The following is a 21,495-nucleotide window of genomic DNA, read 5'->3' on the forward strand; positions in this document are numbered from 1 at the left end:
CTTCACGCTTCCTACTACAAACCCGCAAACATTTGGTGAAGCCCCAACATTGTTTTGAGTGAATCGCGCTATTAACCATCTGTTAACCAATAATTATTCGGATTTTATCTATTCGGCTGCCTCGACCGAGCCTCGCCGCACATCCAATTTCTTCGCAGTGCGCGCCCAGAAGTCGGACATGAAGGCGTGGTCGCGGAGCGCTTCCAGCCGCTGCCATTCGGGAAAGGACGAAGCGAAGATTTCGGCCCCCATGCGGGCGTCCTTGTACGGATTGACCGCGCCGCCGGCCTCGACCGTGATGCGGTCGAGCTCCCGCAGCAGTGTCAGCGTCGCGGCGCCCCTCATGGGGAAATCCAGTGTCAGCGTGTAGCCGGGACGCGGAAACGACAGCAGCGCCGGCGAGCGGATGGAGCCGAAGCGTTTCAGCACCGTGAGGAACGAGCCCTGCCCGGCTTGCCTTGCAGCCGCCAGCAATGCCGGCACGGCCTCGCGCGCCGTCGGTTCCGGCACCACGCTCTGGTGCTGGAACAGCCCTTTCGGCCCATAAAGCCGGTTCCAATCGCGCACGCCGTCGAGCGGGAAGAAGAAGCGCTGGTAGCCGGCCTGGCGCGGCACCGTTGCCCGGCTCTTCCTCCACCTGTAGGCAGCGTTGAAGGCGGTCAGGAACGGCCGGTTGAGCACGTTGAACGGCGGCTGGACCGGCACCGAGAAATTGCCGCCGGCGCGCGAAGCGGCATGCGAGCCGTGCTCGGCGTGATTGCCAGTGAGCAGCAGGCCGCGACCGCTGTTGCGACCGCCGGCAAGCTGGTCGATCCAGGCGACCGCATATTCGTTGGCCTGATCGGCCGCCGCGGCCAGGTCGAAGAATTCGCAGAGGTCACGAAACGGCGTCGCCCTTTCGACGATGTCGAGGGAATGCACCCGCATCAGCCGGATCGAGGCCGACAGAATGAGGCCGGTCAGCCCCATCCCGCCGATCGTCGCCGCAAACAGCCGCGCATTGTCTGTCGCCGAGCAGCGATGGGTCTTTCCATCGGACCTGAGCAGCGTGAAGCTCTCGACATGGCAGCCGAAGGTGCCGCGCCGGTGATGGTTCTTGCCATGCACGTCATTGGCGATAGCCCCGCCGAGCGTGACGAATTGCGTGCCTGGCACAACGGCGGGGAAGAAGCCGTAGGGGGCAGCGTGGGCGATGATGTCGGACAACAGCACGCCGGCATCCGCCTTGAGAACACCGGTTTCGGCGTTGAAGGCGTGGATCCGGTTCAGCGATCGCATATCGACGACCGCTCCGGCCCCGTTCTGGCAGGAATCGCCGTAGGAGCGGCCATTGCCATAGGCAAGCAGCGACGCCGGCTTGGCCTGACCGCCCTTCAGCAGCGCGATCGCCTCGTCGGCACCGATGGCGCGCGGCGCCGGCGGCGTGGCAAGGCCAAAGCTTGGGAAACGTCCGGCGGCCATGCCTACCAGCCCCCGATGACCAGCATCACCGCACCGATCAGCACCACGATCTGGCTGCGCCAGTCGCGGATGATGAAGACGACCGGATCGTCATGCATCTCGTTGCGGCGCGCCAGGATCCAGACGCGCATGGTAAGATAGAGCACGATCGGCGCCAGCGGCCAGATCAGCCATGGATGCGGATAGAGTTCCCGCACCGCGACACTGTCCATGTAGAGCGCCAGCACCAGCGCCGAGGAGAAGGCCGAGGCCATGCCGGCCTGGGCGACGATCTCCTGGTCTTCGGTGCGATAGCCGCGACCGGCAATGCGCTCGCCGGGGGGAATGGCGGTGGTGCGCAGTTCGACGAAGCGCTTCACCAGCGCCAGCGACAGGAAGAAGAAGATGGAGAAGGCCAGCAGCCAAAACGAGACGTCGACGCCGGTCGCCGCCGCGCCGGCCAGGACGCGGATCGTGTAGAGGCCGGCGAGCGTCAGCACATCGACCAGCAGCATGCGCTTGAACGACAGCGAATAGGCAGTGGTGACGACCATGTAGCCGCCGAGCACAGCCATGAATTCGGGCGACAGGAACAGCCCGGTGCCGATGCCGATCGCCAGAAGCACCGCGATCGCGCCAAGTCCGAACGGGATCGACAGCGCACCGCTGGCGAACGGCCTGTTGCGCTTGGTGAGGTGTTTGCGGTCGAGCGCGAGGTCGAAGAAATCATTGAGGATGTAGATGGCCGATGCCACCGCGCTGAACGAGACGAATGCCAGCAGGCATTCCCAGATCATGTCGGTGTTGAAATATTCATGCGAGAGCACCATCGGCACTGCGATCAGCGAATTCTTCAGCCACTGATGCACGCGCAGCATCTTGACGATGGTCCGCAAAGTCGGCTTCGGCGCCGGCACCGTCTCGGCGCCATGTGCCGCCTGCCAGCGCGCGGCATGGCGGTCGGGCGCGACGACGATCGCGTTGCGTGCGGCATCGAAGACCTGGAGGTCATGGCGGCTGTTGCCGGCGTAGTCGAAACCGCCATCGCCATAGGCTGCGATCAGCGAGGCGCGCTTCCTGCCCGAGGTGAGATTGGCGAGACCATCGGTGGCCAGCACCTGGTCGAAAATGCCGAGATGGGCCGCGATGGCGTCGGCGAACTTGCGCGGCGTACCGGTCGCCAGCACGATCTTGCGGCCCTCGGCGTGCTCGGTCCGGAGGCGGCAAAGCAGCACCTCGCGATAGGGCAGCGATGCCGGATCGATGTCGATGCGCTGCGCGATCGCCTGCTTCAGCCGCGCCGGCCCGCCGGCGATCCAGAACGGTACGAGGAAGATATAGAGCGGGTTCTTCTTGAGAAGGATGAACAGCCCTTCCCACAACAGGTCGGTTGCGATCAGCGTGCCGTCGAGATCGACCGCAAGCGGTATTGCGTTCCTGTCCGATCGCGCATCCATGTCCGTCCTGCCCTGCCCGCGTAGAGTTGCGCGCCGCTTTTCGGCGTCTTGAGGCTGGTATAGCGGGCGATGGCGTAGCGAACGTTAAAACGCACGGTTGCAGACGGCTGCCATGGCGGTATTTCCGGTGTCATTGTTAAACAACCGCTACCGGAAACGATAAAAGGCCGGGCAAATGCCCGGCCTCTACAATCGTGACGCCAAGATTACTTGATGCGGGCGACACCGCCCGAGATCTCGACCGTTTCCGAACCGGTCAGGGCTTCGAGATCGCCATTGGGCAAGGTGACGAAGCAGCCGTTCGGGCAGAACTCAACCGTTTCGCCACCGGCCAGCGCAAGGTCGGTCTTGCTGCCGCCCTCCGTTACGACCAGCGTGCGGGTCTCGGCGTCCTTGTTGACCGCGCTCGCGGCATGGACCGAGCCGATGGCGGCGACCAGGGCGACTGCAGCGACGAGAGACTTCCACATGGTGCAATATCGGTGTTCCCACCGCCTCTGTTGCATTTGGCAAGGCATTTTCGCCTTTGCATGGAGCTTATATGAGATGGAAGCTGAACCGCAACTGAATGCCCCATTCATGCCGCAATCGATTCCGGGCAGGATTGAGGTCGACGGAGTCCGAGCCTAGTCCGGGTCCGGCTTCTTGGTTTTGCGAGACTTGACCAGTCGCTTCTTCTCCGCCTCGGCTTCGGCCCTTATCTGCTCCTGTTCGGCGAAGTCGGCCTCGATCTTGTCGTCGTCCGTCGGCCAGGCCTTGGGCTTGTGGGCCTCGACCACGGCGCGCGGCGTCGAGGGTATCTCGATGTGTTCGCTGCTGAATTTTTCGAGGACGGCAAAACGGATATCGTTCTGCGCGATGTTGCCGTTCATCACGTCGGCCAGGAACACGCGGATTTCGAATTCCAGGGCGGCAGGGCCGAAATTGGAAAACAGCACGAAGGGTTCGGGGTTCTTCAGCACCATCGGGTGGCTGCGGGCGATCTCCAGCAGGACGGCATGAACCTGCTTGACGTCGCTGCCATAGGCGACGCCGACCTTGATGTCGACGCGGCCGAGCTTGTTGCGGTGCGTCCAGTTGCCGACGGCGTTGTTGATCAGGTTCGAATTGGGCAGGATCACCGATTGCCGCTGGAAGGTTTCGATCTCGGTGGCGCGCACGCTGATCTTCTTGACCGTGCCGCTGACGTCGCCGGCAACGATCCAGTCGCCCACCTTGAACGGCCGCTCGGCCAGAAGGATCAGGCCGGAAACGAAATTGGACACCACGTTCTGCAGGCCAAAGCCGATACCGAGGGAAAGAGCGCCGGCGACCAGTGCCAGGCTGGACAGGTCGATGCCCGCCGCCGAGATGCCGACCAGTGCCGCCAGCGCGACGCCGGCATAGCCGACCGCCAGCCTGATCGAGTTGCGCACGCCGGTATCGACCTTGCCACGCGCCATGACCGAGCCGTCGAGCCAGCCCTGGAACCAGCGCGTCAGGAAATAGCCTATGACGAAGACGACGATGCCGGAGAGGATGCCGGTGACCGAGATCGTCACCGAGCCGATGTTGATCCCGGTTGCGAGCTTGTAGGCCCAAGCCTGGATATCGCCGGGCTGGAAACCCCACATCAGCAGGATCAGCGGCAGGAACACCAGCACGATCATCACATTGATGGCAACGCTGACGACAAGCCCGAGCTGGTCGAGGGCCGTATCCTCGTAGCTGGAATTGGCCGACAGCCAGCGCCCGACGGAGGTGTTGGCGAAAGCACCCTCCTCGCCGATCGCCTGCGCCGACAGGAAGCCGATATAGGCGGTGATCAAGGCTGTGCCAGTGACGACGACCTGCAGCGAAACGAACAGCGCAAGGCCGATATAGCCGAGCAAGGCGGCGATGATGGTGAATAGGCCAAGGCCCAGCGACAGGTAGCGCAGCCATGCCGGCCAGGGCCGCCAGCTTCCGTCGCGCGCCTTGAACGGCCTCAGCATCGCCATCAGGATCAGGATGATGCCGACGATGATGGTGGCGACAAAACTGCGGGCGATGGTCAGCGACAGCGGCGAACCCATCTTGTCGTTGATCACCGATAGGAAGGTGTTGACGCTGATGACCACGGCCATGGCGGTGGCCAGGCGCACCAGCCAGCGCGCCGGCCCGGTTTCGACCGGGATCAGGCGCCAGTTCGGCAGCCGCGGTTCCAGCGCCGCATTGGTCAGCCGGTTGACGCAGAACACCACGCCGATGACGGTCGCCAGCGCGTTGAGGAAGAGCCCAATGTCGCCGCGCAACACATTGTAATAATTGAAAAAGAAAATCGTCGATCCAAGAAAGGCGGCAACCGCCAGCGTCGGCAGCAAGGTCGACCAGAAGGCCACCGAAAGGCGGCTGAGATAGGATGGGTCCTCATTGGTGGGGTCGGCTTCGAACACCCGCCCGAACAGGCGCCTGCCGCCGACCAGCAGCACCAGCGCCAGCCCGAGCGCCACGAAGGTTGCCGCCAGGATCGCCTGGAACTTGAACTTGAAGGCAAAGCTCAACCAGGACGACACCGCCTTGTAGAGATTGCCGAACTCGTCGCGGGCGTCGGAAAACACCTGCGGGCTCAGCGCATCCGACAGCACGTAGCGCTTGGTCAAAAGATTGCGGAACAGCTCGCTGCGCATATTGCCGATCTTGTCGATCAGCCCGCTGATGCGGATCGACAGGTTCTGTGCGCTGGCAACGACCGCGTTGATCTCGGCCTTTTCCGATGCAAGCGCCTGACGCTCGCCCGTCACGATGTCGGGCTCCTGCGGCTGGCCCGCCGCCGGTGGAGGACCCAGCACCTCGATGCGATTGTTGATCTCGGTGAGCCGCGAGCGGAATACCAGCGCACTGGTGAGTGCCGCCCGCGACAGGTCCTCCAGCTGCAGACGGATCTCCACGAGTGAGGCATCGTCCTCACCGTCCTGCTGTATCTTCTTCTCGAGATCGTCCGTCTTGGCCGTTAGATCCTGGATGACCTTTTGCTGATCGGTGACCAAACCGGCCGAGCCCTGGCCGAGCGCTTGCGCCATCGCCTCAAACGAAAGCGGCGCCGAAACGACCAGCGTGAGTACCAGGATGAGACGAAGCAATCGGAAAAGCATGATTTGTTGGCGACTCATCGGCGGCAAAGGCAATTTGAAAGCCTGTCCTTGATAAAGACGGCCCTATCATGGGGCAAGCCGTCGTATCGCGAGCCCATCCGATCATTGGCCCCAACCGATCACTCACGCCGAGTGATCCCATCCCGGGCGTCGGCCAGTCGAAAGGCGATGGCGCAATATTGGCTTTGCGGATGCGGCCTGCTCTATAGTCTGCCGCATCGCCCGAACCGGATGACATCAATGGCAGAGTACTCGGCCTTTTCGCTGCTCGCGAACGCGCTCAAGGGAAACAAGGATTGGAAGCCGGCATGGCGCAAGCCTGACCCGAAGGCGTCCTATGACGTCATCATCATCGGTGGCGGCGGTCATGGGCTGGCGACCGCCTATTATCTTGCCAAGGAACACGGCATCACCAATGTCGCCGTTGTGGAAAAGGGCTGGCTCGGTTCCGGCAATGTCGGCCGCAACACCACGGCCGTGCGCTCGAATTATCTGCTGCCTGCCAACACCCGCTTCTACGAACACTCGATGAAGCTGTGGGAGAACCTGTCGCACGAGCTCAACTACAATGTCATGTTCTCGCAGCGCGGCTGCCTGAACCTGGCGCACACGCCGGCCCAATTCGACGACTATGCAAGGCGCGGCAACGCCATGCGCCATCTCGGCGTCGATGCCGAACTGATGACGAAGACTGAGATCAAACGCCTGATTCCGGCGCTCGATATCTCCGACAACGCGCGTTTCCCGGTGGTCGGCGGCTTGATGCAACGCCGCGCCGGCACCGCCCGCCACGATGCGGTGGCCTGGGGCTATGCGCGCGGCGCCGACAGGCGCGGCGTCGACATTATTGAAAATTGCGAGGTCACCGGCTTCCTGCGCGACGGCGACCGCATATCAGGCGTCACCACTTCGCGCGGCGACATCCGCGCCAGGAAGGTGGCCGTGGCGGTCGCCGGCAGCACCGGACGCGTCATGCAGATGGCCGGCATCGAGACGATGCCGATCGAGAGCCATGTGCTGCAGGCCTTCGTCACGGAATCGCTGAAGCCCTTCATCGACACGGTCGTCACCTTCGGCATGGGCCATTTCTACATGTCGCAGTCGGACAAGGGCGGCCTCATCTATGGCGGCGACATCGACGGCTACAACAGCTACGCCCAGCGCGGCAATCTGCCTGTCGTCGACGAGGTGATGAGTGAAATGCTGGCGTTGTTTCCGGGACTCGCGCGCGTGCGCATGCTGCGCTCCTGGGGCGGTGTTTGCGATATGTCGATGGACGGCTCGCCGATCATCACCGCCGGCCCCCTGCCCGGCATGTATCTCAACTGCGGCTGGTGCTATGGCGGCTTCAAGGCGACGCCGGCTTCCGGCTGGTGCTTCGCCTGGACCATCGCCAAGGACCAGCCGCACGACCTCAACGCGCCCTTCACGCTCGACCGCTTCCACCGCGGGCTGCTGATCGACGACAAGGGCCAGGGTGCAAACCCGCGGCTGCATTAGGCAATAGGTAGAGTCCAATGTTGATCACTTGCCCCTATTGCGGCCCGCGCGACGTCATCGAGTTCACCTATCAGGGTGACGGCAATCGTGAGCGTCCCGACCCCGCCTCGCAGAATTTCGAGGCGTGGAACGCCTATGTCTATGACCGGCTGAATCCGGCCGGCGATCACAATGAGATCTGGCAACATTCCGGCGGCTGCCGCGCGCATCTCAAGGTCGTGCGCAACACGCTGACGCATGAGATTTCCAGCGTTGCCTTTGCGCGGGGCGATCATGGGCCGGCCGCGCGCCGCAAGGCGGAGGACAAGGCATGAGCCCGCGCCGTGCCGACACCGGCGGCCGCATCGACCGGCTGAAAACCATCCGCTTCACCTTCGATGGCACGGCCTACACCGGCCATGCCGGCGACACGCTGGCGTCAGCCCTGCTGGCCAAGGGCGTCACGTTGTACGGGCGTTCGTTCAAATACCACCGCCCACGCGGCCTGCTCACCGCAGGCGTCGAGGAACCTAACGCGCTGGTGACGGTGCTGAAGGGCGAGGTTCGCGAGCCCAACATTCCAGCGACCATGGTCGAGATCCATGACGGGCTGGTTGCCATCAGCCAGAACCGCTTTCCCTCGCTTGCCTGGGACATCAACGCCGTCAACCAGCTCGGCGGCAAGATCCTGTCGGCCGGGTTCTACTACAAGACCTTCATGGGACCGGTGTTCGGCCCGCTCAAGGGCACGCGTTTCTGGATGTTCTGCGAACACTTCATCCGCCGCGCAGCCGGTCTCGGCAGTGCCGGATCGGCGAAAGACCCGGCCCGCTACGAACGCATGAACGCCTTTTGCGACGTGCTGGTCGTCGGCTCCGGCCCTGCCGGCCTGATGGCCACCAAGGCCGCCGCCGATCAGGGTGCGCGCGTCATGCTGGCCGATCTCGAGCCGCATTTCGGCGGTTCGGCCAACTGGTCCGAGGAAACGATCGATGGCGCGCCTGCCGCCGATTGGGCGCGGCGCACCGTCGCCCAGCTCGCAGGCCGCGACAATGTCCGGCTTCTGCCGCGCACCACGGTATGGGGTTACTACGACAACAACACGCTTGCCGCGCTCGAACGGGTCAGCGACCATAAGGAGCACCCCGGCAAGGGCGAGCCGCGCCATCGCTATTGGGCGATCCGCGCCAAATCCGTGGTCCTGGCCACTGGTGCGTTCGAGCGGCCGCTCATCTTCCCCGGCAATGACCGGCCAGGCGTGATGCTGGCGCATGCAGCCGAACGCTATGCCAACGAATTCGGCGTGCTGCCGGGCGAGCGGATCGCGTTGTTCACCAACAATGACAGCGCCTATCGGGCGGCTGTCGCCTTGAAGAAGGCCGGCGCCGCGGTCGTCGCCATCGCCGATGTCAGGCCGGAACTTTCGCCGGAGATGCGCAAGCTGGCCGCGGAAGCCGAGGCAGAGATCTTTGCCGGCCATGCCGTCGTCGCCACCGAAGGCGGCAAGGCGCTGTCCGGCCTCAAGCTGCAGCGCTTCGACCTGGCCAATGGGGCACTCATCGGTGATGCACGCAGTATCCATGCCGATTGCCTGCTGATGTCCGGCGGCTGGTCGCCGACCATCCATCTGGCCAGCCAGGCCGGCGCCAAGGCGGAATGGAACGCCGCGCGGCAAGCTTTCCTGCCGCCAAAGCCGACACAGAGCTGGATCGGCGCAGGCGCCTTCACCGGAAGCTTCTCGACGGCCGAAGCCATCGCCGAAGGCCGCGCCGCCGGCCTCGCCGCCGCAGGCGGGCAGAGCACACCGTCCATGCTGCCGACCGTCGAAGCAGTGCCTGGCGATCCCGACCCCGCCCCGGTGTTCGAGATCAGGGCCAAGGGCAAGAGCTTTGTCGATTTCCAGCACGACGTCACGGCCGAGGACGTGCGGCTGGCTCACCGGGAAGGCTTTGTCTCGGTCGAGCATCTCAAACGCTACACCACGCTCGGCATGGCGACCGACCAGGGCAAGAGCTCCAACGTGCCTGGCCTTGCCATCATGGCCGAGGCGCTGGGCAAGCCGATCCCCGAGGTCGGCACGACACGCTTCCGGCCGCCCTTTGCTCCGGTGTCGATCGGCTCGCTGGCTGCCGAGCGTTTTGGCGACCTGAAGCCAGAACGAATGACGCCGATGCATGACTGGCATCTGGCCAATGGCGCGACGATGTATTCCGCCGGCCTCTGGTACCGGCCGATGATCTATGGGCTTTCAGGCGAAACGGTCGAGCAGGCCTATGTGCGCGAAGCCAAGGCGACGCGCGAAAGCGCCGGCATCGTCGATGTCTCGACACTGGGTAAGATCGCGGTGCAAGGCCCTGATGCCGCCGCATTCCTCGACCGCGTCTACACCAACATGTTTTCGACGCTGGCCGTCGGCAAGGCCCGCTACGGGCTGATGCTGCGCGAGGACGGCCTCGCCTTCGACGATGGCACCACCTGGCGGCTCGGCGAGCAGGATTTTCTGATGACCACCACCACGGCCAACGCCGGCAAGGTGATGCAGCATCTGGAATATTTCCTCGACGTGATCTGGCCGGACCTGAAAGTCCACGTCACCTCGGTGACAGACGAATGGGCAGGTGCCGCGATCGGCGGCCCGAAGGCCAGGCAGATCCTCGCCGCCTGTGTCACCGGCACGTCGGTCGACAACGCCACCTTGCCCTTCATGGGCATCGTGCGCGGCGAAATATCAGGCGTGCCGGTGATGATCTGCCGGCTGTCCTTCTCCGGTGAAATGGCCTTCGAGGTCTATTCCGGCGCCGGCCATGGCACCCATGTCTGGAAAGCGCTTGTCGAAGCCGGCAAGCCGTTCGGGCTGGTCACCTACGGTCTTGAGGCATTGGGCACCATGCGCATCGAAAAGGGCCATGTCACCGGCGCCGAGATCGACGGCCGCACCACGGCACGCGACCTGCATCTCGACTGGATGCTGTCGAAGAAGAAGCCGTTCATCGGCTCGGCGATGATGGACCGCGAAGGCTTGATCGCATCGGACCGCCTCGAACTGGTCGGCCTGATCGCCCTCGATAACCGGCCGCTCAACGGTGGCGCCCACATCGTCGAGGAGGTTGACGAAGCCAATCCGCACGACTCCATCGGCCATATCACCGCCTGCTGCTATTCGCCGGCGCTCGGCAGACATATCGCGCTGGCGCTGATCGAGGGCGGCAAGGCACGGCACGGCACGCGCGCCCACGTCTCCGATCCCTTGCGCAACCGGTTCGGACCGGTCGAGATCGTCTCCAACCACTTCTTCGATCCGGACGGGAGCCGCATGCATGGTTGAGCACCAATCCCCGCTTGAGCCGGAATTTCACGTCGGCTCGCACGGCAATTTCGAGCATGGCGTCGAGATCATCCTGACCGAGACGAGGCCGGGCTCGATCGTGCAACTCGCCGCCTGGCCGGGCGAGGAGAAGAGGCTGATCGCAGCCATCCGCACCGTCACCGGGCTGGCGCTTCCCGATGGCGCCGGCGGCGGAGTGAGCGACGGGGTCAAGTCAGTGTTCGGCTTCGCGCCGGGGAAGTTCACCGTTGCCGACGAGGCCGAAGGGCTGGCCGCTGCCTTTGCCAAGGTGGTGACCTCGGCCATCGGCACGGTGACCGATCTCTCGCACGGCCGCACCGCCATCCGCATTGCCGGGCCGAAGGCCGAATGGGTGCTGGCGAAATTCTTCGCCATCGACTTTTCGCTGCCGGCCTTTCCCAATGGGGCCGGCCGCTCGACCGCTCATCACGACGTCTTCGCCCAGATCCAGCGCACCGGCGCCGACCAGTTCGACATCTATGTCTTCCGCTCGTTTGCACGCTCGTTCTGGAAGGCGCTCTGCCACGCCAGCGAGGAAGTCGGCTACGAGGTGCAATAGGCGGCGCCGAAAGGTCGCATCGCTCCTGCTTCTGGCATCAACGCCAGCCGTTTCTGCCGCTAGAGAATCAGGCCGCAGGCGCCCATGGTGCGAAAATGCGGCCGCCCAACCGGCCCAGGGATATGAAATCCCTTCTTCAAGAGTCGGCACATTCGTTTGGTTCGAACATCTCCATGACCGCAGAACTATCCGCCGGCGCCACGGATCGCGCCGATGTGCCGGCCAGAGCCTTGCTCCTGCTGCCGCTGACGGTCGCCTGCGGCGTGTTCATGACCAGCCTCGACCAGAATGTCGTGGTGACCGCGCTGCCGGGCATCAGCGAAAGCCTCGGCCGTCCGCCCAGCCAGCTCGGCCTGCTGATCACCGTCTATGTCGCCAGCCTGATCATCTCGATGCCGCTTGGCGGCTGGGCCGCCGACCGCTTCGGCCTGCGCAACGTCTACTGCTTTGCCTTGCTGGTGTTCGCCGCCTCGTCGGCGCTTTGCGGGCTGTCCGACAACATCTGGACGCTGGTTGGTGCGCGTGCGTTGCAAGGCTTCGGCGGCGCCTTGATGGGCACACTAGGCCAGGTCGTCATCCTGTCGACTTTTCCGCGCAGCCGAACGCTCAAGATCAACATGTACATCTCGCTGGCCGGCCAGTCCGGACCGTTGGTCGGTCCGCTCGTCGGCGGTGCGCTGACCACCTACATTTCCTGGCGCTGGATCTTCTTCATCAACGTGCCGTTCGCGCTGGCGGCGGCAATTCTTGCCGCCTCGCTGTTTCCGACGATGACCAAGCCCGTGCGCACGCCGTTCGATTTTCCGGGCTTCCTGCTGGTCGGCAGCGGCATGGTCCTGCTGGTCTTCGGCATGGATTCGCTTGCCGCCAAGGACGCCGCGGGCGGCATCATCGCCGGCGAACTGGCGCTGGCGCTCGTCATCCTGACCATCGCCTCGTTCTACTGCCTGCGCGTGCGCAATCCGCTGCTCGATCTCAAGCTGTTGCGCATCCGTACCTTCCGCATTTCGTTCCTCACCGGCGGCGGGCTGGACACGATCGGCCTTAGCTCGGTCGTCTTCCTGCTGCCGCTGATGTTCCAGCTCGGCTTCGGCATGAGCGCGGTGCAGGCGGGATCGCTGACCTTCGTCGCCGCGGTCGGCTCGGTGGCCATGCGGTTCTTCATGCCGCGTGTCCTCAACCGTTTCGGCTTTCGCCGCGTGCTGGTCTACAACACGCCCATCGTCGCCGCCCTGGTTACCGGCTTCGCGCTGATGCAGGCGACGACGCCGGTGTGGATCGTGCTCACTTACATCTTCGTCTTCGGCGTCTTCCGCTCCGCGCAATGGGCCTCGACCGGCAACCTCGCCTATTCCGACATCGCGCCCGAGCAGCTCGCCCGTTTCAGCGCGCTCTATTACATATTATGGCAGCTGGCGGTGGCGATCAGCGTCGGCCTGGCCGCCGCGGCATTGTCGTTTCTGGCGGGCGGCGGCCCCGCCGTCGCCGACGATTTCCGCATCCTGTTCGTGATCGAGGGCGTCATCACGCTCTGCGCGCTGCTCGCCTATCTCAAGCTGACGCCCCAGGACGGCGCCCATGTCAGCGGCCACGGCGCACAGATGAACACGGAATGAGGCTGGCTGGCTTATTCGCTGAACGTCACCCACTCTTGCAGCGGCACGCGGTCGGTGCGGAAGGCGTTTTCAGGTTTTGACGTATCTTCATAACCAAGCGCCATGCCGCAGACGACGATCTCCTCGTCCGGAATGTCGAGCACCGGCCTGATCTGCCGGTGATAGGGCGCGAACGCCGCTTGCGGGCAGGTATGCAAACCCCTGCCCCGCGCCGCCACCATGATGTTCTGCAGGAACATGCCATAGTCGATCCACGAGCCCTGGTTGAGCCGGCGATCGATGGTGAAGATCATGCCGACCGGGGCATCGAAGAAGACGAAGTTGCGGTCGTGCTGGGCGCGCATCTTGTCGACCTCGCGGCGACCGATCCCGAGCGCGCCATAGAGGCCGAAGCCGTTGGCGCGGCGGCGGGTCAGATACGGCTCGAAGAACTGCGTGGGATAATACCGGTACTCGTCCCAATCGGCTTTTTCGGCGCGAATGCCGGAATTGAGAATGGCGTCCGATATCCGCTGCTTGCTCTCGCCCTTGGTGACATAGACCTTCCATGGCTGCATGTTGGTGCCGGATGGGGCGCGCGCCGCAACCGCCAGAATGGCGCGGATGGTGTCGTCTTCGACCATGTCGGGCAGGAATGCGCGCACCGAACGGCGCGACAGGATCGCCTCGTCGACAATCTCGGCATCGCCCTCGATTCGGGGGTTATTTTCCAGCATGGGCCGTCCCTTACCCTTTGTCTCGATCGGACGTCCCCACTCGCCGCTCTCGGCGGAGCCTTTGCATGAACCGTCAAAATCGCGCAAGCAAATCTTGTGCATCCGTGAAAATCTGCTTGATTTTTTCATGAGCTTGATTTCTCATGAAATTTGTCGGTGATTTTTCATAAAGAGAGCGTTTTGCCTTCGACTACCGCAAGAACATTGCAGGGACCTGACGAACGCGTGCTGGCCGGCGACATCAGGGCCCTGCGCAAGGCGCGCGGGCTGACGCTCGCCGAGATCGGCCTGAAGCTAGGCCGTTCGGTCGGCTGGGTCAGCCAGGTCGAGCGTGGCCTGTCGACGCCGTCGCTCGGTGACCTCAGGGCCTTCGCCGAACTGTTCGGCGTGCCGATCAGCCTGTTCTTCAGCCATGACGTACCTGTCGAAAGCGAGCGCGGCGTGGTCGTGCGCGCCGGCAGGCGCCGCACGCTTGGCACAAGCGAATCCGGCCTGGTGGAGGAGCTTCTGTCGCCCGATCTCGGCGGTAGCTTCGAGATGGTGCGTTCGGTCTTCGCGCCGGGCGCGGAACTGAAGGCCGAGGCGCAGCGGCCGACCGAGGAAGCCGGATACGTCGCGTCCGGACTGTTCGACATCGAGATCGGAGGTGTCTGGCATCGGCTTGGCGAGGGCGACTCCTTTCGCTTCGAAGGCAAGCCCTACCGCTGGCGCAATCCGGGTGCCGAGCCGGCAATTGTCATCTGGGTGGTTTCACCACCCGTCTATTGAGTTCAAGTTTGGAGAAGAACATGGCGGGTTTGCCGAGCACGGCGCGCGTGGTGATCATCGGAGGCGGCGCCGTCGGCACCTCCGCGCTCTATCATCTCGCCAAGGCGGGCTGGACCGACTGCGTGCTGCTTGAGAAGAACGAGCTGACCTCCGGCTCGACCTGGCATGCCGCCGGCAACGTGCCGACCTTCTCCTCGTCCTGGTCGCTGATGAACATGCAGCGCTATTCGACCGAGCTTTATCGCGGGCTGGCCGACGCGGTCGACTACCCCATGAACTATCACGTCACCGGCTCGCTTCGCCTTGCCCACTCGCTCGAGCGCATGCAGGAATTCCAGCGCGCCAAGGGCATGGGCCTCTACCAGGGTATGGACATAGACATTGTCGGTGTCGACGAGATCCAGCGTCGCTATCCCTTCATCGAGACGCATGAGCTGAAAGGCGCGCTCTACGACCCGAGCGACGGCGACATCGATCCGGCGCAACTCACCCAGGCGCTGGCCAAGGGTGCGCGCGACATGGGCGCGAAGATCATCCGCTTCTGCCCGGTCACAGGCGTGCGCCGCGAGAACGACGAGTGGGTGGTCGAGACGGCACAGGGCGAGATCCGCTGCGAGATCGTCGTCAATGCCGCCGGCTACCGCGCCGCCGAAGTCGGCCGGATGTTCGGCCGCGACGTGCCGATGATGGTGATGAGCCATCAGTACATTCTGTTCGAGGAGATCCCCGAACTCGCGGCATGGTCGAAGGAACAAGGCAAGAAGCTGCCGCTGCTGCGCGACGTCGACACCTCCTACTATCTGCGCCAGGAGAAGAACGGCATGAATCTCGGCCCCTATGAGCGCAATTGCCGCGCGCATTGGGCCACCCACAATGACCCGATGCCGGAGGACTTTTCCTTCCAGCTGTTCCCCGACGATCTCGACCGGCTGGAACATTATCTGGCCGACGCCGTCGCCCGCGTGCCGATCCTTGGCACGGCCGGCCTGTCCAAGGTGATCAACGGGCCGATCCCCTACACGCCGGACGGCAATCCGCTGATCGGTCCGATGCCTGGCGTTCCCAATGCTTTCGAGGCCTGCGTCTTCACCTTCGGCATCGCCCAGGGTGGCGGCGCCGGCAAGGTGCTGGCCGAATGGGTGACCGAGGGCCGGACCGAATGGGACATGTGGTCGTGCGACCCGCGCCGCTTCACTTCCTATGCCGCGGCGCCGGACTATTGCGTCGCCAAGGGCATGGAGATCTACGGCAACGAATACGCCATCCAGTTCCCGCGCCATGCCTGGCCGGAAGGCCGCGACCGCAAGCTGTCGCCGATCCACGATCGCATCAAGGCGCTCGGTGGCCGCTTCGATGCCTATAATGGCTGGGAGCGCGCCACCTGGTACGCGCAGGACGGCGATGACATTTCCGAGGAAGCCACGCTGACCTTCCGCCGCGACGGGCCATGGCAGCATCGTGTGCGCGAAGAATGCCTGGCCGTGCGTGACGCTGCCGGCATTTTGGACCTGCCTGGGTTCTCGCGCTTCAATCTCGATGGTCCAGGTGCCGCCGAATGGCTGAGCCTGCAGGTCACCGGACTGGTGCCGAAGCCAGGCCGCATCGGTCTCGTCTATTTCGCCGACGACAAGGGCCGCATCGTCACTGAAATGTCCGTCGTGCGTCACGACGAGAACCTGATGACGCTGATCACCGCGGCGGTCGCGCAGTGGCATGATTTCGAATGGCTGAAGTCGCGCATGCCCAAGGACGCACCGTTCAAGCTGATCGACCGGACCGAGGAATTCTCGACCCAGATCCTGGCAGGCCCGAACTCGCGAAAAATCCTCGCCGATGTCTGCGAAGCCGACCTCACTCTGCCATGGCTGACGCATCAGGAGACGAAGATCGCCGGCCGCTGGGCCAAACTCGTGCGCGTCTCCTTCGCCGGCGAACTCGGCTGGGAAATCCACACCAGGATCGACGACACCGCCGCCATCTTCGATGCCGTCTGCGCCGCAGGCCAGCAGCACGGGCTGAAGCCTTTCGGCATGTACGCGCTGGATTCGCTCCGGCTTGAGAAAGGCTACCGCACCTGGAAGGGCGACCTGTCGACCGACTATTCGATCCTGCAGGGCGGGCTCGAACGCTTCGTCAAATGGGACAAGCCCGACTTCCGTGGCAAGGCGGCACTGCTGAACGAAAAGCAGCAAGGCGTGAAGAAGCGCTTCGTCACGCTGGTGGTGGAAAACCCCGGCGATTGCGACGCTCCGTCAGTTTCTACACTCTGGCATGACGGCAAGATCGTCGGCGAGACGACGTCCGGCGGCTGGGGCCATCGCATCGACAAGTCGATCGCGCTCGGCATGCTGCGCGCCGACCTGGCCGAACCAGGTACATCAGTCGAGGTCGAAATCTTCGGTGACCGCTTTCAGGCAATCGTGCAGAAGGATGAACCGCTGTGGGATCCGAAGAACGAAAGGCTGCGCGCATGAAGAAAATCATCCTCACCGATGGCGGCATGGGCCAGGAACTGGTCCGCCGCAGCCAATCCGAGCCGACGCCGCTATGGTCGGCCAGGGTGCTGATCGACAAACCGGATCTGGTGCGCGACCTGCACACGGAATTCATCCGTGCCGGCGCACGTGTCATCACCATCAACACCTATTCTGCGACACCCGAACGCCTGGCGCGCGAAGGTGCGGAAGACCTCTTCAAGCCATTGCAGAAGCGCGGCATCGAATTGGCCAGGCAGGCCCGCGACGAGGCCGGCGATGCATCCATCGCCGGTTGCCTGTCGCCGCTTTTCGGCAGCTATGCACCGGCACTGACCATTTCCTTCGAGGAGACGCTCGATATTTACCGCCGCATCGTTGCCGAGCAGGCCGATGGCGTCGACCTGTTCCTATGTGAAACCATGGCGTCGGCGGACGAAGCCCGCGCAGCGGTGACCGCTGCATCGGAAAGCGGCAAGCCGGTATGGGTATCGTGGACGCTGGCTGACCACGGCAAGCCGCGGCTGCGCAGCGGCGAAGCCATTGCCACCGCGGCAAGCGCGCTCGACGGCCTGGCAGTCGCAGCGCGGCTGGTCAATTGCTGCCGGCCGGAAGCAATCGCCGCGGCTTTGCCTGAACTGATCGGCCTCGGCGGCCCGGTCGGCGCATATGCCAATGGCTTCACGTCAACCGAAGCACTTAAGCACGGCGGCACCGTCGATGTGCTGCACGCTCGTCACGACCTTGGCCCGGATGCCTATGCAGACCAGGCGATCGGCTGGGTGGAGGCTGGCGCAAGCATCGTTGGCGGCTGCTGCGAAGTCGGACCACCGCACATCGCCGCCCTGCGCGACCGGCTCGAACAGGCCGGCTACGAAATTTCGGGAGTTTTGCATGCCTAGACCATCATCGCGCATTTCCGGCATCGTGCCTTCGGGCAAGGACGGCTGGGAAGTCCATTTCGCCGCCTGGACGCGCAAGGAGGCCGGCGAAGACATCATCATGCTGTCGGTTGGCGACCATGATTTCGACACGCCTTCGCAGACCATTGAAGCCTGTGTGACCGCGGTTCGCGGCAGCAATCATCACTACACCCCGCTTCCCGGCTTGCCGCGCCTGCGCAAGGCGATGGCCGCAGCCTCGAGCGCCTGCACCGGCGTCGAGACATCGCCGGATCAGGTGATCGCCACGCCGGGCGGCCAGGCCGCACTCTACGCGGCCGTGCAGGGCGTGCTCGACCAGGGCGATCACGCCATCGTCGTGGCGCCCTATTATGCCACCTATCCCAACACGTTCAGCGCCGCTGGCGCTGATTTCACCGTCGTCGAGACACCGGCCGAGGATGGCTTCCAGCCGCGAGCCGACATGATCCGCGCGGCAATCCGGCCGAACACGCGCGCCATCCTGATCAACACGCCGAACAATCCGACCGGTGCGGTCTATTCGCGCGAGCGGCTGGAACAATTGGCAGAAGTCTGCCGGGAGCACGACCTTTGGCTGCTGTCGGACGAAGTCTACTGGACGCTCGGCGGCGGCGAGCACGTCTCGCCGCGCTCGCTGCCAGGAATGGCCGAGCGCACGCTGGTCATCAATTCGATGTCCAAGAGCCACGGCATGACCGGCTGGCGCATGGGCTGGCTGACGGGACCGGAGCAGATGGTCACGCTCATGATCAATCTCAATCTGGTGACGACCTACGGGCTGCCGGCCTTCATCTCGATCGCTTGTTCCGAGGCGCTGGAGAACCGTTACGGCGTCAAGGAGATCGCCGAACGCTACGCGGCACGCCGCACCGTCTTGCTCGACGCTGTGCGGGGCATGAACGATATCACCGTGCGCGGTTCGGAGGGCGGCATGTATGTCATGCTCGACATCTCGGCCGTCGAGCCGGACGACGAGAAATTCGCCTGGGCCCTGCTCGACAAGGAAAAGGTTGGCGTGATGCCCGGCTCCAGCTTCGGCGAGGCGGCCGCCGGCCACATTCGCATCAGCCTCTGCCAACCCGAACCGGTGCTGCAGGAAGCTGCACTTCGTCTGCGCCGCTTTGCTTCCAGCTACCGTCGCGAGGCAGCATGACCGTCAAGGCAGTTCCCGCCAAAGCAAGAGCGGTCATCATCGGCGGCGGCGTTTCCGGCTGTTCGGTCGCCTATCACCTGGCCAAGCTTGGCTGGACCGACATCGTGCTTCTCGAACGCAAGCAGCTGACGTCGGGCACGACATGGCATGCTGCCGGCCTGATCGGCCAGCTGCGCGGTTCGCAGAACATGACGCGGCTGGCGAAATATTCCGCCGACCTCTACGTCAAGCTGGAAGCAGAGACCGAGGTCGGCACCGGCATGCGCCAGGTCGGTTCGATCACCGTGGCGCTGACCGAGGAGCGCAAGCACGAGATCTACAGGCAAGCGTCGCTGGCGCGTGCCTTCGATGTCGACGTGCGCGAGATTTCACCAAGGGAAGTCAGCGAGATGTACCCGCATCTCAATGTTTCCGATGTCGTCGGCGCCGTGCATCTGCCGCTCGACGGCCAGTGCGACCCCGCCAACATCGCCATGGCACTGGCCAAGGGCGCGCGCCAGCGCGGTGCGACCATCGTCGAGAACGTCAAGGTCACCAAGGTCCACAGCAAGGCCGGCCGCGTCACGGGCGTGTCCTGGACACAAGGCGAAGAGCAAGGCACGATCGAGGCCGACATCGTCGTCAACTGCGCCGGCATGTGGGCGCGCGAACTGGGAGCGCAGAACGGCGTCACCATCCCGCTGCACGCCTGCGAGCATTTTTACCTCGTCACCGAGCCGATCCCCGGCCTCACCCGCCTGCCGGTGCTGCGTGTGCCCGACGAGTGTGCCTACTACAAGGAGGACGCCGGCAAGATGATGCTGGGCGCTTTCGAGCCGGTGGCAAAGCCCTGGGGCATGGACGGCATCCGTGAAGATTTCTGCTTCGACCAACTGCCGGAGGATATGGAGCATTTCGAGCCGATCCTCGAAATGGGCGTCAACCGCATGCCGATGCTGGCGACCGCCGGCATCCACACCTTCTTCAATGGTCCTGAGAGTTTTACGCCCGACGACCGCTACTATCTCGGCGAGGCGCCGGAACTGTCCGGCTACTGGATGGCGACCGGCTACAATTCGATCGGCATCGTCTCCTCCGGTGGCGCCGGCATGGCGCTGGCGCAGTGGATCAATGACGGCGAAGCCCCCTTCGACCTGTGGGAAGTAGACATCCGCCGCGCCCAGCCGTTCCAGAAGAACCGCCGCTATTTGAAGGAGCGCGTCTCCGAAACGCTTGGCCTGCTCTATGCCGACCATTTCCCCTATCGTCAGATGGCGACGTCGCGCAATGTCAGGCGCTCGCCGCTGCACGAGCATCTGAAGGCGCGCGGCGCTGTCTTCGGCGAAGTCGCCGGCTGGGAGCGCGCCAACTGGTTCGCCCGCGAGGGCCAGGAGCGCGAATACCGCTATTCCTGGAAGCGCCAGAACTGGTTCGACAACCAGCGCGAGGAACACCTTGCGGTCAGGAATGGCGTCGGCCTGTTCGACATGACCTCGTTCGGCAAGATCCGTGTCGAGGGCCGCGACGCCTGTGCTTTCCTGCAAAGACTATGCGCCAACGACATGGATGTCGCGCCGGGCAAGATCGTCTACACCCAGATGCTCAACCAGCGCGGCGGCATCGAGAGTGACCTGACGGTCTCGCGGTTGTCCGAGACGGCGTTCTTTCTCGTCGTCCCAGGCGCCACGCTGCAGCGCGATCTGGCTTGGCTGCGCAAGCACGTCGCCGACGAGTTCGTCGTCGTCACCGACGTAACGGCGGCCGAAAGCGTGCTCTGCCTGATGGGCCCGGACGCGAGAAAGCTGATCCAGAAGGTCAGCCCGAACGATTTCTCCAATGAGAAAAATCCGTTCGGCACGTTCCAGGAGATCGAAATCGGCATGGGCCTGGCCCGCGCCCACCGCGTCACCTATGTCGGCGAACTCGGCTGGGAGCTCTATGTCTCGACCGACCAGGCGGCCCATGTCTTCGAGGTGGTCGAGGAGGCAGGTGTGGATGTCGGCCTGAAACTCTGCGGCCTGCACACGCTGGATTCCTGCCGCATCGAAAAAGCGTTCCGGCATTTCGGCCATGACATCACCGACGAGGACAATGTGCTGGAAGCCGGCCTCGGCTTCGCGGTTAAGACCGCCAAGGGCGACTTCATCGGCCGTGATGCGGTGCTGCGCAAGAAGGAAGCCGGCCTGTCACGCCGGCTTGTACAGTTCCGGCTGAAGGATCCAGAACCCCTGCTCTTCCATAACGAGGCGATCCTGCGCGACGGTAAGATCGTTGGTCCGATAACGTCTGGCAATTACGGCCATCACCTCGGCGGCGCAGTCGGGCTGGGCTATGTGCCTTGCGAGGGCGAGAGCGAGGCGGATGTGCTGGCGTCGTCCTATGAGATCGAAATCGCCGGCGAGCGTTTTGCGGCGGAAGCCTCGCTGAAGCCGATGTACGATCCGAAATCGGAGCGGACGAGGATGTAGTGCC

15 protein-coding genes are annotated in these 21,495 nt (G+C 63.9%); 10 read left to right on the forward strand and 5 right to left on the reverse strand.

The annotated features are described in order from the left end of the window. Positions 1 to 108 precede the first annotated feature (108 nt). The 4 genes from LB559_RS20275 to LB559_RS20290 all read right to left on the reverse strand — a co-directional run bounded on the left by LB559_RS20275 (position 109) and on the right by LB559_RS20290 (position 6,010). Entirely contained in the window at positions 109 to 1,461 is a 1,353-nt protein-coding gene (locus tag LB559_RS20275; protein ID WP_224674845.1) for an FAD-dependent oxidoreductase, read from the reverse strand. A gap of 2 nt (positions 1,462 to 1,463) precedes the next feature. Further along, a complete protein-coding gene (locus LB559_RS20280; RefSeq protein WP_013531146.1) occupies positions 1,464 to 2,897 on the reverse strand; it encodes a UbiA family prenyltransferase in 1,434 nt (477 codons plus the stop codon). Between the two features lie 206 nt (positions 2,898 to 3,103). Beyond that, entirely contained in the window at positions 3,104 to 3,367 is a 264-nt protein-coding gene (locus LB559_RS20285) for a hypothetical protein (protein WP_023812335.1), read from the reverse strand. Positions 3,368 to 3,523: 156 nt separating this feature from the next. Then, a complete protein-coding gene (locus LB559_RS20290) occupies positions 3,524 to 6,010 on the reverse strand; it encodes a mechanosensitive ion channel family protein (protein ID WP_027160520.1) in 2,487 nt (828 codons plus the stop codon). A 240-nt stretch (positions 6,011 to 6,250) separates the two neighbouring features. Here LB559_RS20290 and LB559_RS20295 point away from each other — a divergent pair, with 240 nt between their 5' ends. The 5 genes from LB559_RS20295 (at position 6,251) to LB559_RS20315 (ending at position 13,010) form a co-directional block, all read left to right on the forward strand. Continuing rightward, complete coding sequence (locus LB559_RS20295; protein WP_063172397.1) at positions 6,251 to 7,510, forward strand: sarcosine oxidase subunit beta; 1,260 nt, start codon at positions 6,251 to 6,253, stop codon at positions 7,508 to 7,510. Between the two features lie 17 nt (positions 7,511 to 7,527). Then, positions 7,528 to 7,824, forward strand: a complete 297-nt coding sequence (locus LB559_RS20300) for a sarcosine oxidase subunit delta (protein ID WP_027160522.1) — start codon at positions 7,528 to 7,530, stop codon at positions 7,822 to 7,824. Beyond that, complete coding sequence (locus tag LB559_RS20305) at positions 7,821 to 10,814, forward strand: sarcosine oxidase subunit alpha (protein WP_224674846.1); 2,994 nt, start codon at positions 7,821 to 7,823, stop codon at positions 10,812 to 10,814. The genes LB559_RS20300 and LB559_RS20305 overlap by 4 nt, the downstream gene beginning before the upstream one ends. Continuing rightward, positions 10,807 to 11,394 (forward strand): sarcosine oxidase subunit gamma family protein, encoded by a 588-nt coding sequence (gene soxG / locus LB559_RS20310; RefSeq protein WP_013531140.1) that lies wholly within the window; start codon positions 10,807 to 10,809, stop codon positions 11,392 to 11,394. Before LB559_RS20305 ends, soxG begins: the two co-directional genes overlap by 8 nt. Before the next feature lie 173 nt (positions 11,395 to 11,567). Next, positions 11,568 to 13,010 carry an MFS transporter gene (locus tag LB559_RS20315; protein WP_224674847.1) on the forward strand — a complete coding sequence of 481 codons (1,443 nt, stop codon included), beginning with the start codon at positions 11,568 to 11,570 and terminating at the stop codon, positions 13,008 to 13,010. 11 nt (positions 13,011 to 13,021) lie between these two features. Here the strand turns inward: LB559_RS20315 and LB559_RS20320 are convergent, their stop codons facing one another. After that, on the reverse strand, positions 13,022 to 13,726 hold the full coding sequence (locus LB559_RS20320; RefSeq protein WP_063170259.1) for a nitroreductase: 705 nt from the start codon (positions 13,724 to 13,726) through the stop codon (positions 13,022 to 13,024). A gap of 180 nt (positions 13,727 to 13,906) precedes the next feature. On the opposite strand from LB559_RS20320, the gene LB559_RS20325 reads away from it, so the two are divergent. The 5 genes from LB559_RS20325 to LB559_RS20345 are packed head-to-tail and all read left to right on the forward strand — an operon-like array spanning position 13,907 to position 21,491. Next, entirely contained in the window at positions 13,907 to 14,494 is a 588-nt protein-coding gene (locus LB559_RS20325) for an XRE family transcriptional regulator (RefSeq protein WP_263485021.1), read from the forward strand. Positions 14,495 to 14,514: 20 nt separating this feature from the next. After that, entirely contained in the window at positions 14,515 to 16,968 is a 2,454-nt protein-coding gene (locus LB559_RS20330) for an FAD-dependent oxidoreductase (RefSeq protein WP_064994037.1), read from the forward strand. After that, entirely contained in the window at positions 16,965 to 17,870 is a 906-nt protein-coding gene (locus tag LB559_RS20335; protein ID WP_224674848.1) for a homocysteine S-methyltransferase family protein, read from the forward strand. The genes LB559_RS20330 and LB559_RS20335 overlap by 4 nt, the downstream gene beginning before the upstream one ends. Further along, positions 17,863 to 19,044, forward strand: coding sequence for a pyridoxal phosphate-dependent aminotransferase (locus LB559_RS20340; RefSeq protein WP_224674849.1), 1,182 nt, complete (start codon positions 17,863 to 17,865; stop codon positions 19,042 to 19,044). Before LB559_RS20335 ends, LB559_RS20340 begins: the two co-directional genes overlap by 8 nt. After that, positions 19,041 to 21,491, forward strand: coding sequence for an FAD-dependent oxidoreductase (locus LB559_RS20345; RefSeq protein ID WP_224674850.1), 2,451 nt, complete (start codon positions 19,041 to 19,043; stop codon positions 21,489 to 21,491). The genes LB559_RS20340 and LB559_RS20345 overlap by 4 nt, the downstream gene beginning before the upstream one ends. Positions 21,492 to 21,495 lie beyond the last annotated feature (4 nt).

Origin of the sequence: Mesorhizobium sp. BR1-1-3 (assembly GCF_020165455.1) — a bacterium.
Classification (GTDB): Bacteria; Pseudomonadota; Alphaproteobacteria; order Rhizobiales; family Rhizobiaceae; genus Mesorhizobium; species Mesorhizobium ciceri.

Coding starts and splice junctions, on each gene's coding strand:
- LB559_RS20275 (WP_224674845.1), bottom strand. CDS start 1,461: ATGGCCGCCGGACGTTTCCCAAGCTTTGGCCTTGCCACGCCGCCGGCG.
- LB559_RS20280 (WP_013531146.1), bottom strand. CDS start 2,897: ATGGATGCGCGATCGGACAGGAACGCAATACCGCTTGCGGTCGATCTC.
- LB559_RS20285 (WP_023812335.1), bottom strand. CDS start 3,367: ATGTGGAAGTCTCTCGTCGCTGCAGTCGCCCTGGTCGCCGCCATCGGC.
- LB559_RS20290 (WP_027160520.1), bottom strand. CDS start 6,010: ATGCTTTTCCGATTGCTTCGTCTCATCCTGGTACTCACGCTGGTCGTT.
- LB559_RS20295 (WP_063172397.1), top strand. CDS start 6,251: ATGGCAGAGTACTCGGCCTTTTCGCTGCTCGCGAACGCGCTCAAGGGA.
- LB559_RS20300 (WP_027160522.1), top strand. CDS start 7,528: ATGTTGATCACTTGCCCCTATTGCGGCCCGCGCGACGTCATCGAGTTC.
- LB559_RS20305 (WP_224674846.1), top strand. CDS start 7,821: ATGAGCCCGCGCCGTGCCGACACCGGCGGCCGCATCGACCGGCTGAAA.
- soxG (WP_013531140.1), top strand. CDS start 10,807: ATGGTTGAGCACCAATCCCCGCTTGAGCCGGAATTTCACGTCGGCTCG.
- LB559_RS20315 (WP_224674847.1), top strand. CDS start 11,568: ATGACCGCAGAACTATCCGCCGGCGCCACGGATCGCGCCGATGTGCCG.
- LB559_RS20320 (WP_063170259.1), bottom strand. CDS start 13,726: ATGCTGGAAAATAACCCCCGAATCGAGGGCGATGCCGAGATTGTCGAC.
- LB559_RS20330 (WP_064994037.1), top strand. CDS start 14,515: ATGGCGGGTTTGCCGAGCACGGCGCGCGTGGTGATCATCGGAGGCGGC.
- LB559_RS20335 (WP_224674848.1), top strand. CDS start 16,965: ATGAAGAAAATCATCCTCACCGATGGCGGCATGGGCCAGGAACTGGTC.
- LB559_RS20340 (WP_224674849.1), top strand. CDS start 17,863: ATGCCTAGACCATCATCGCGCATTTCCGGCATCGTGCCTTCGGGCAAG.
- LB559_RS20345 (WP_224674850.1), top strand. CDS start 19,041: ATGACCGTCAAGGCAGTTCCCGCCAAAGCAAGAGCGGTCATCATCGGC.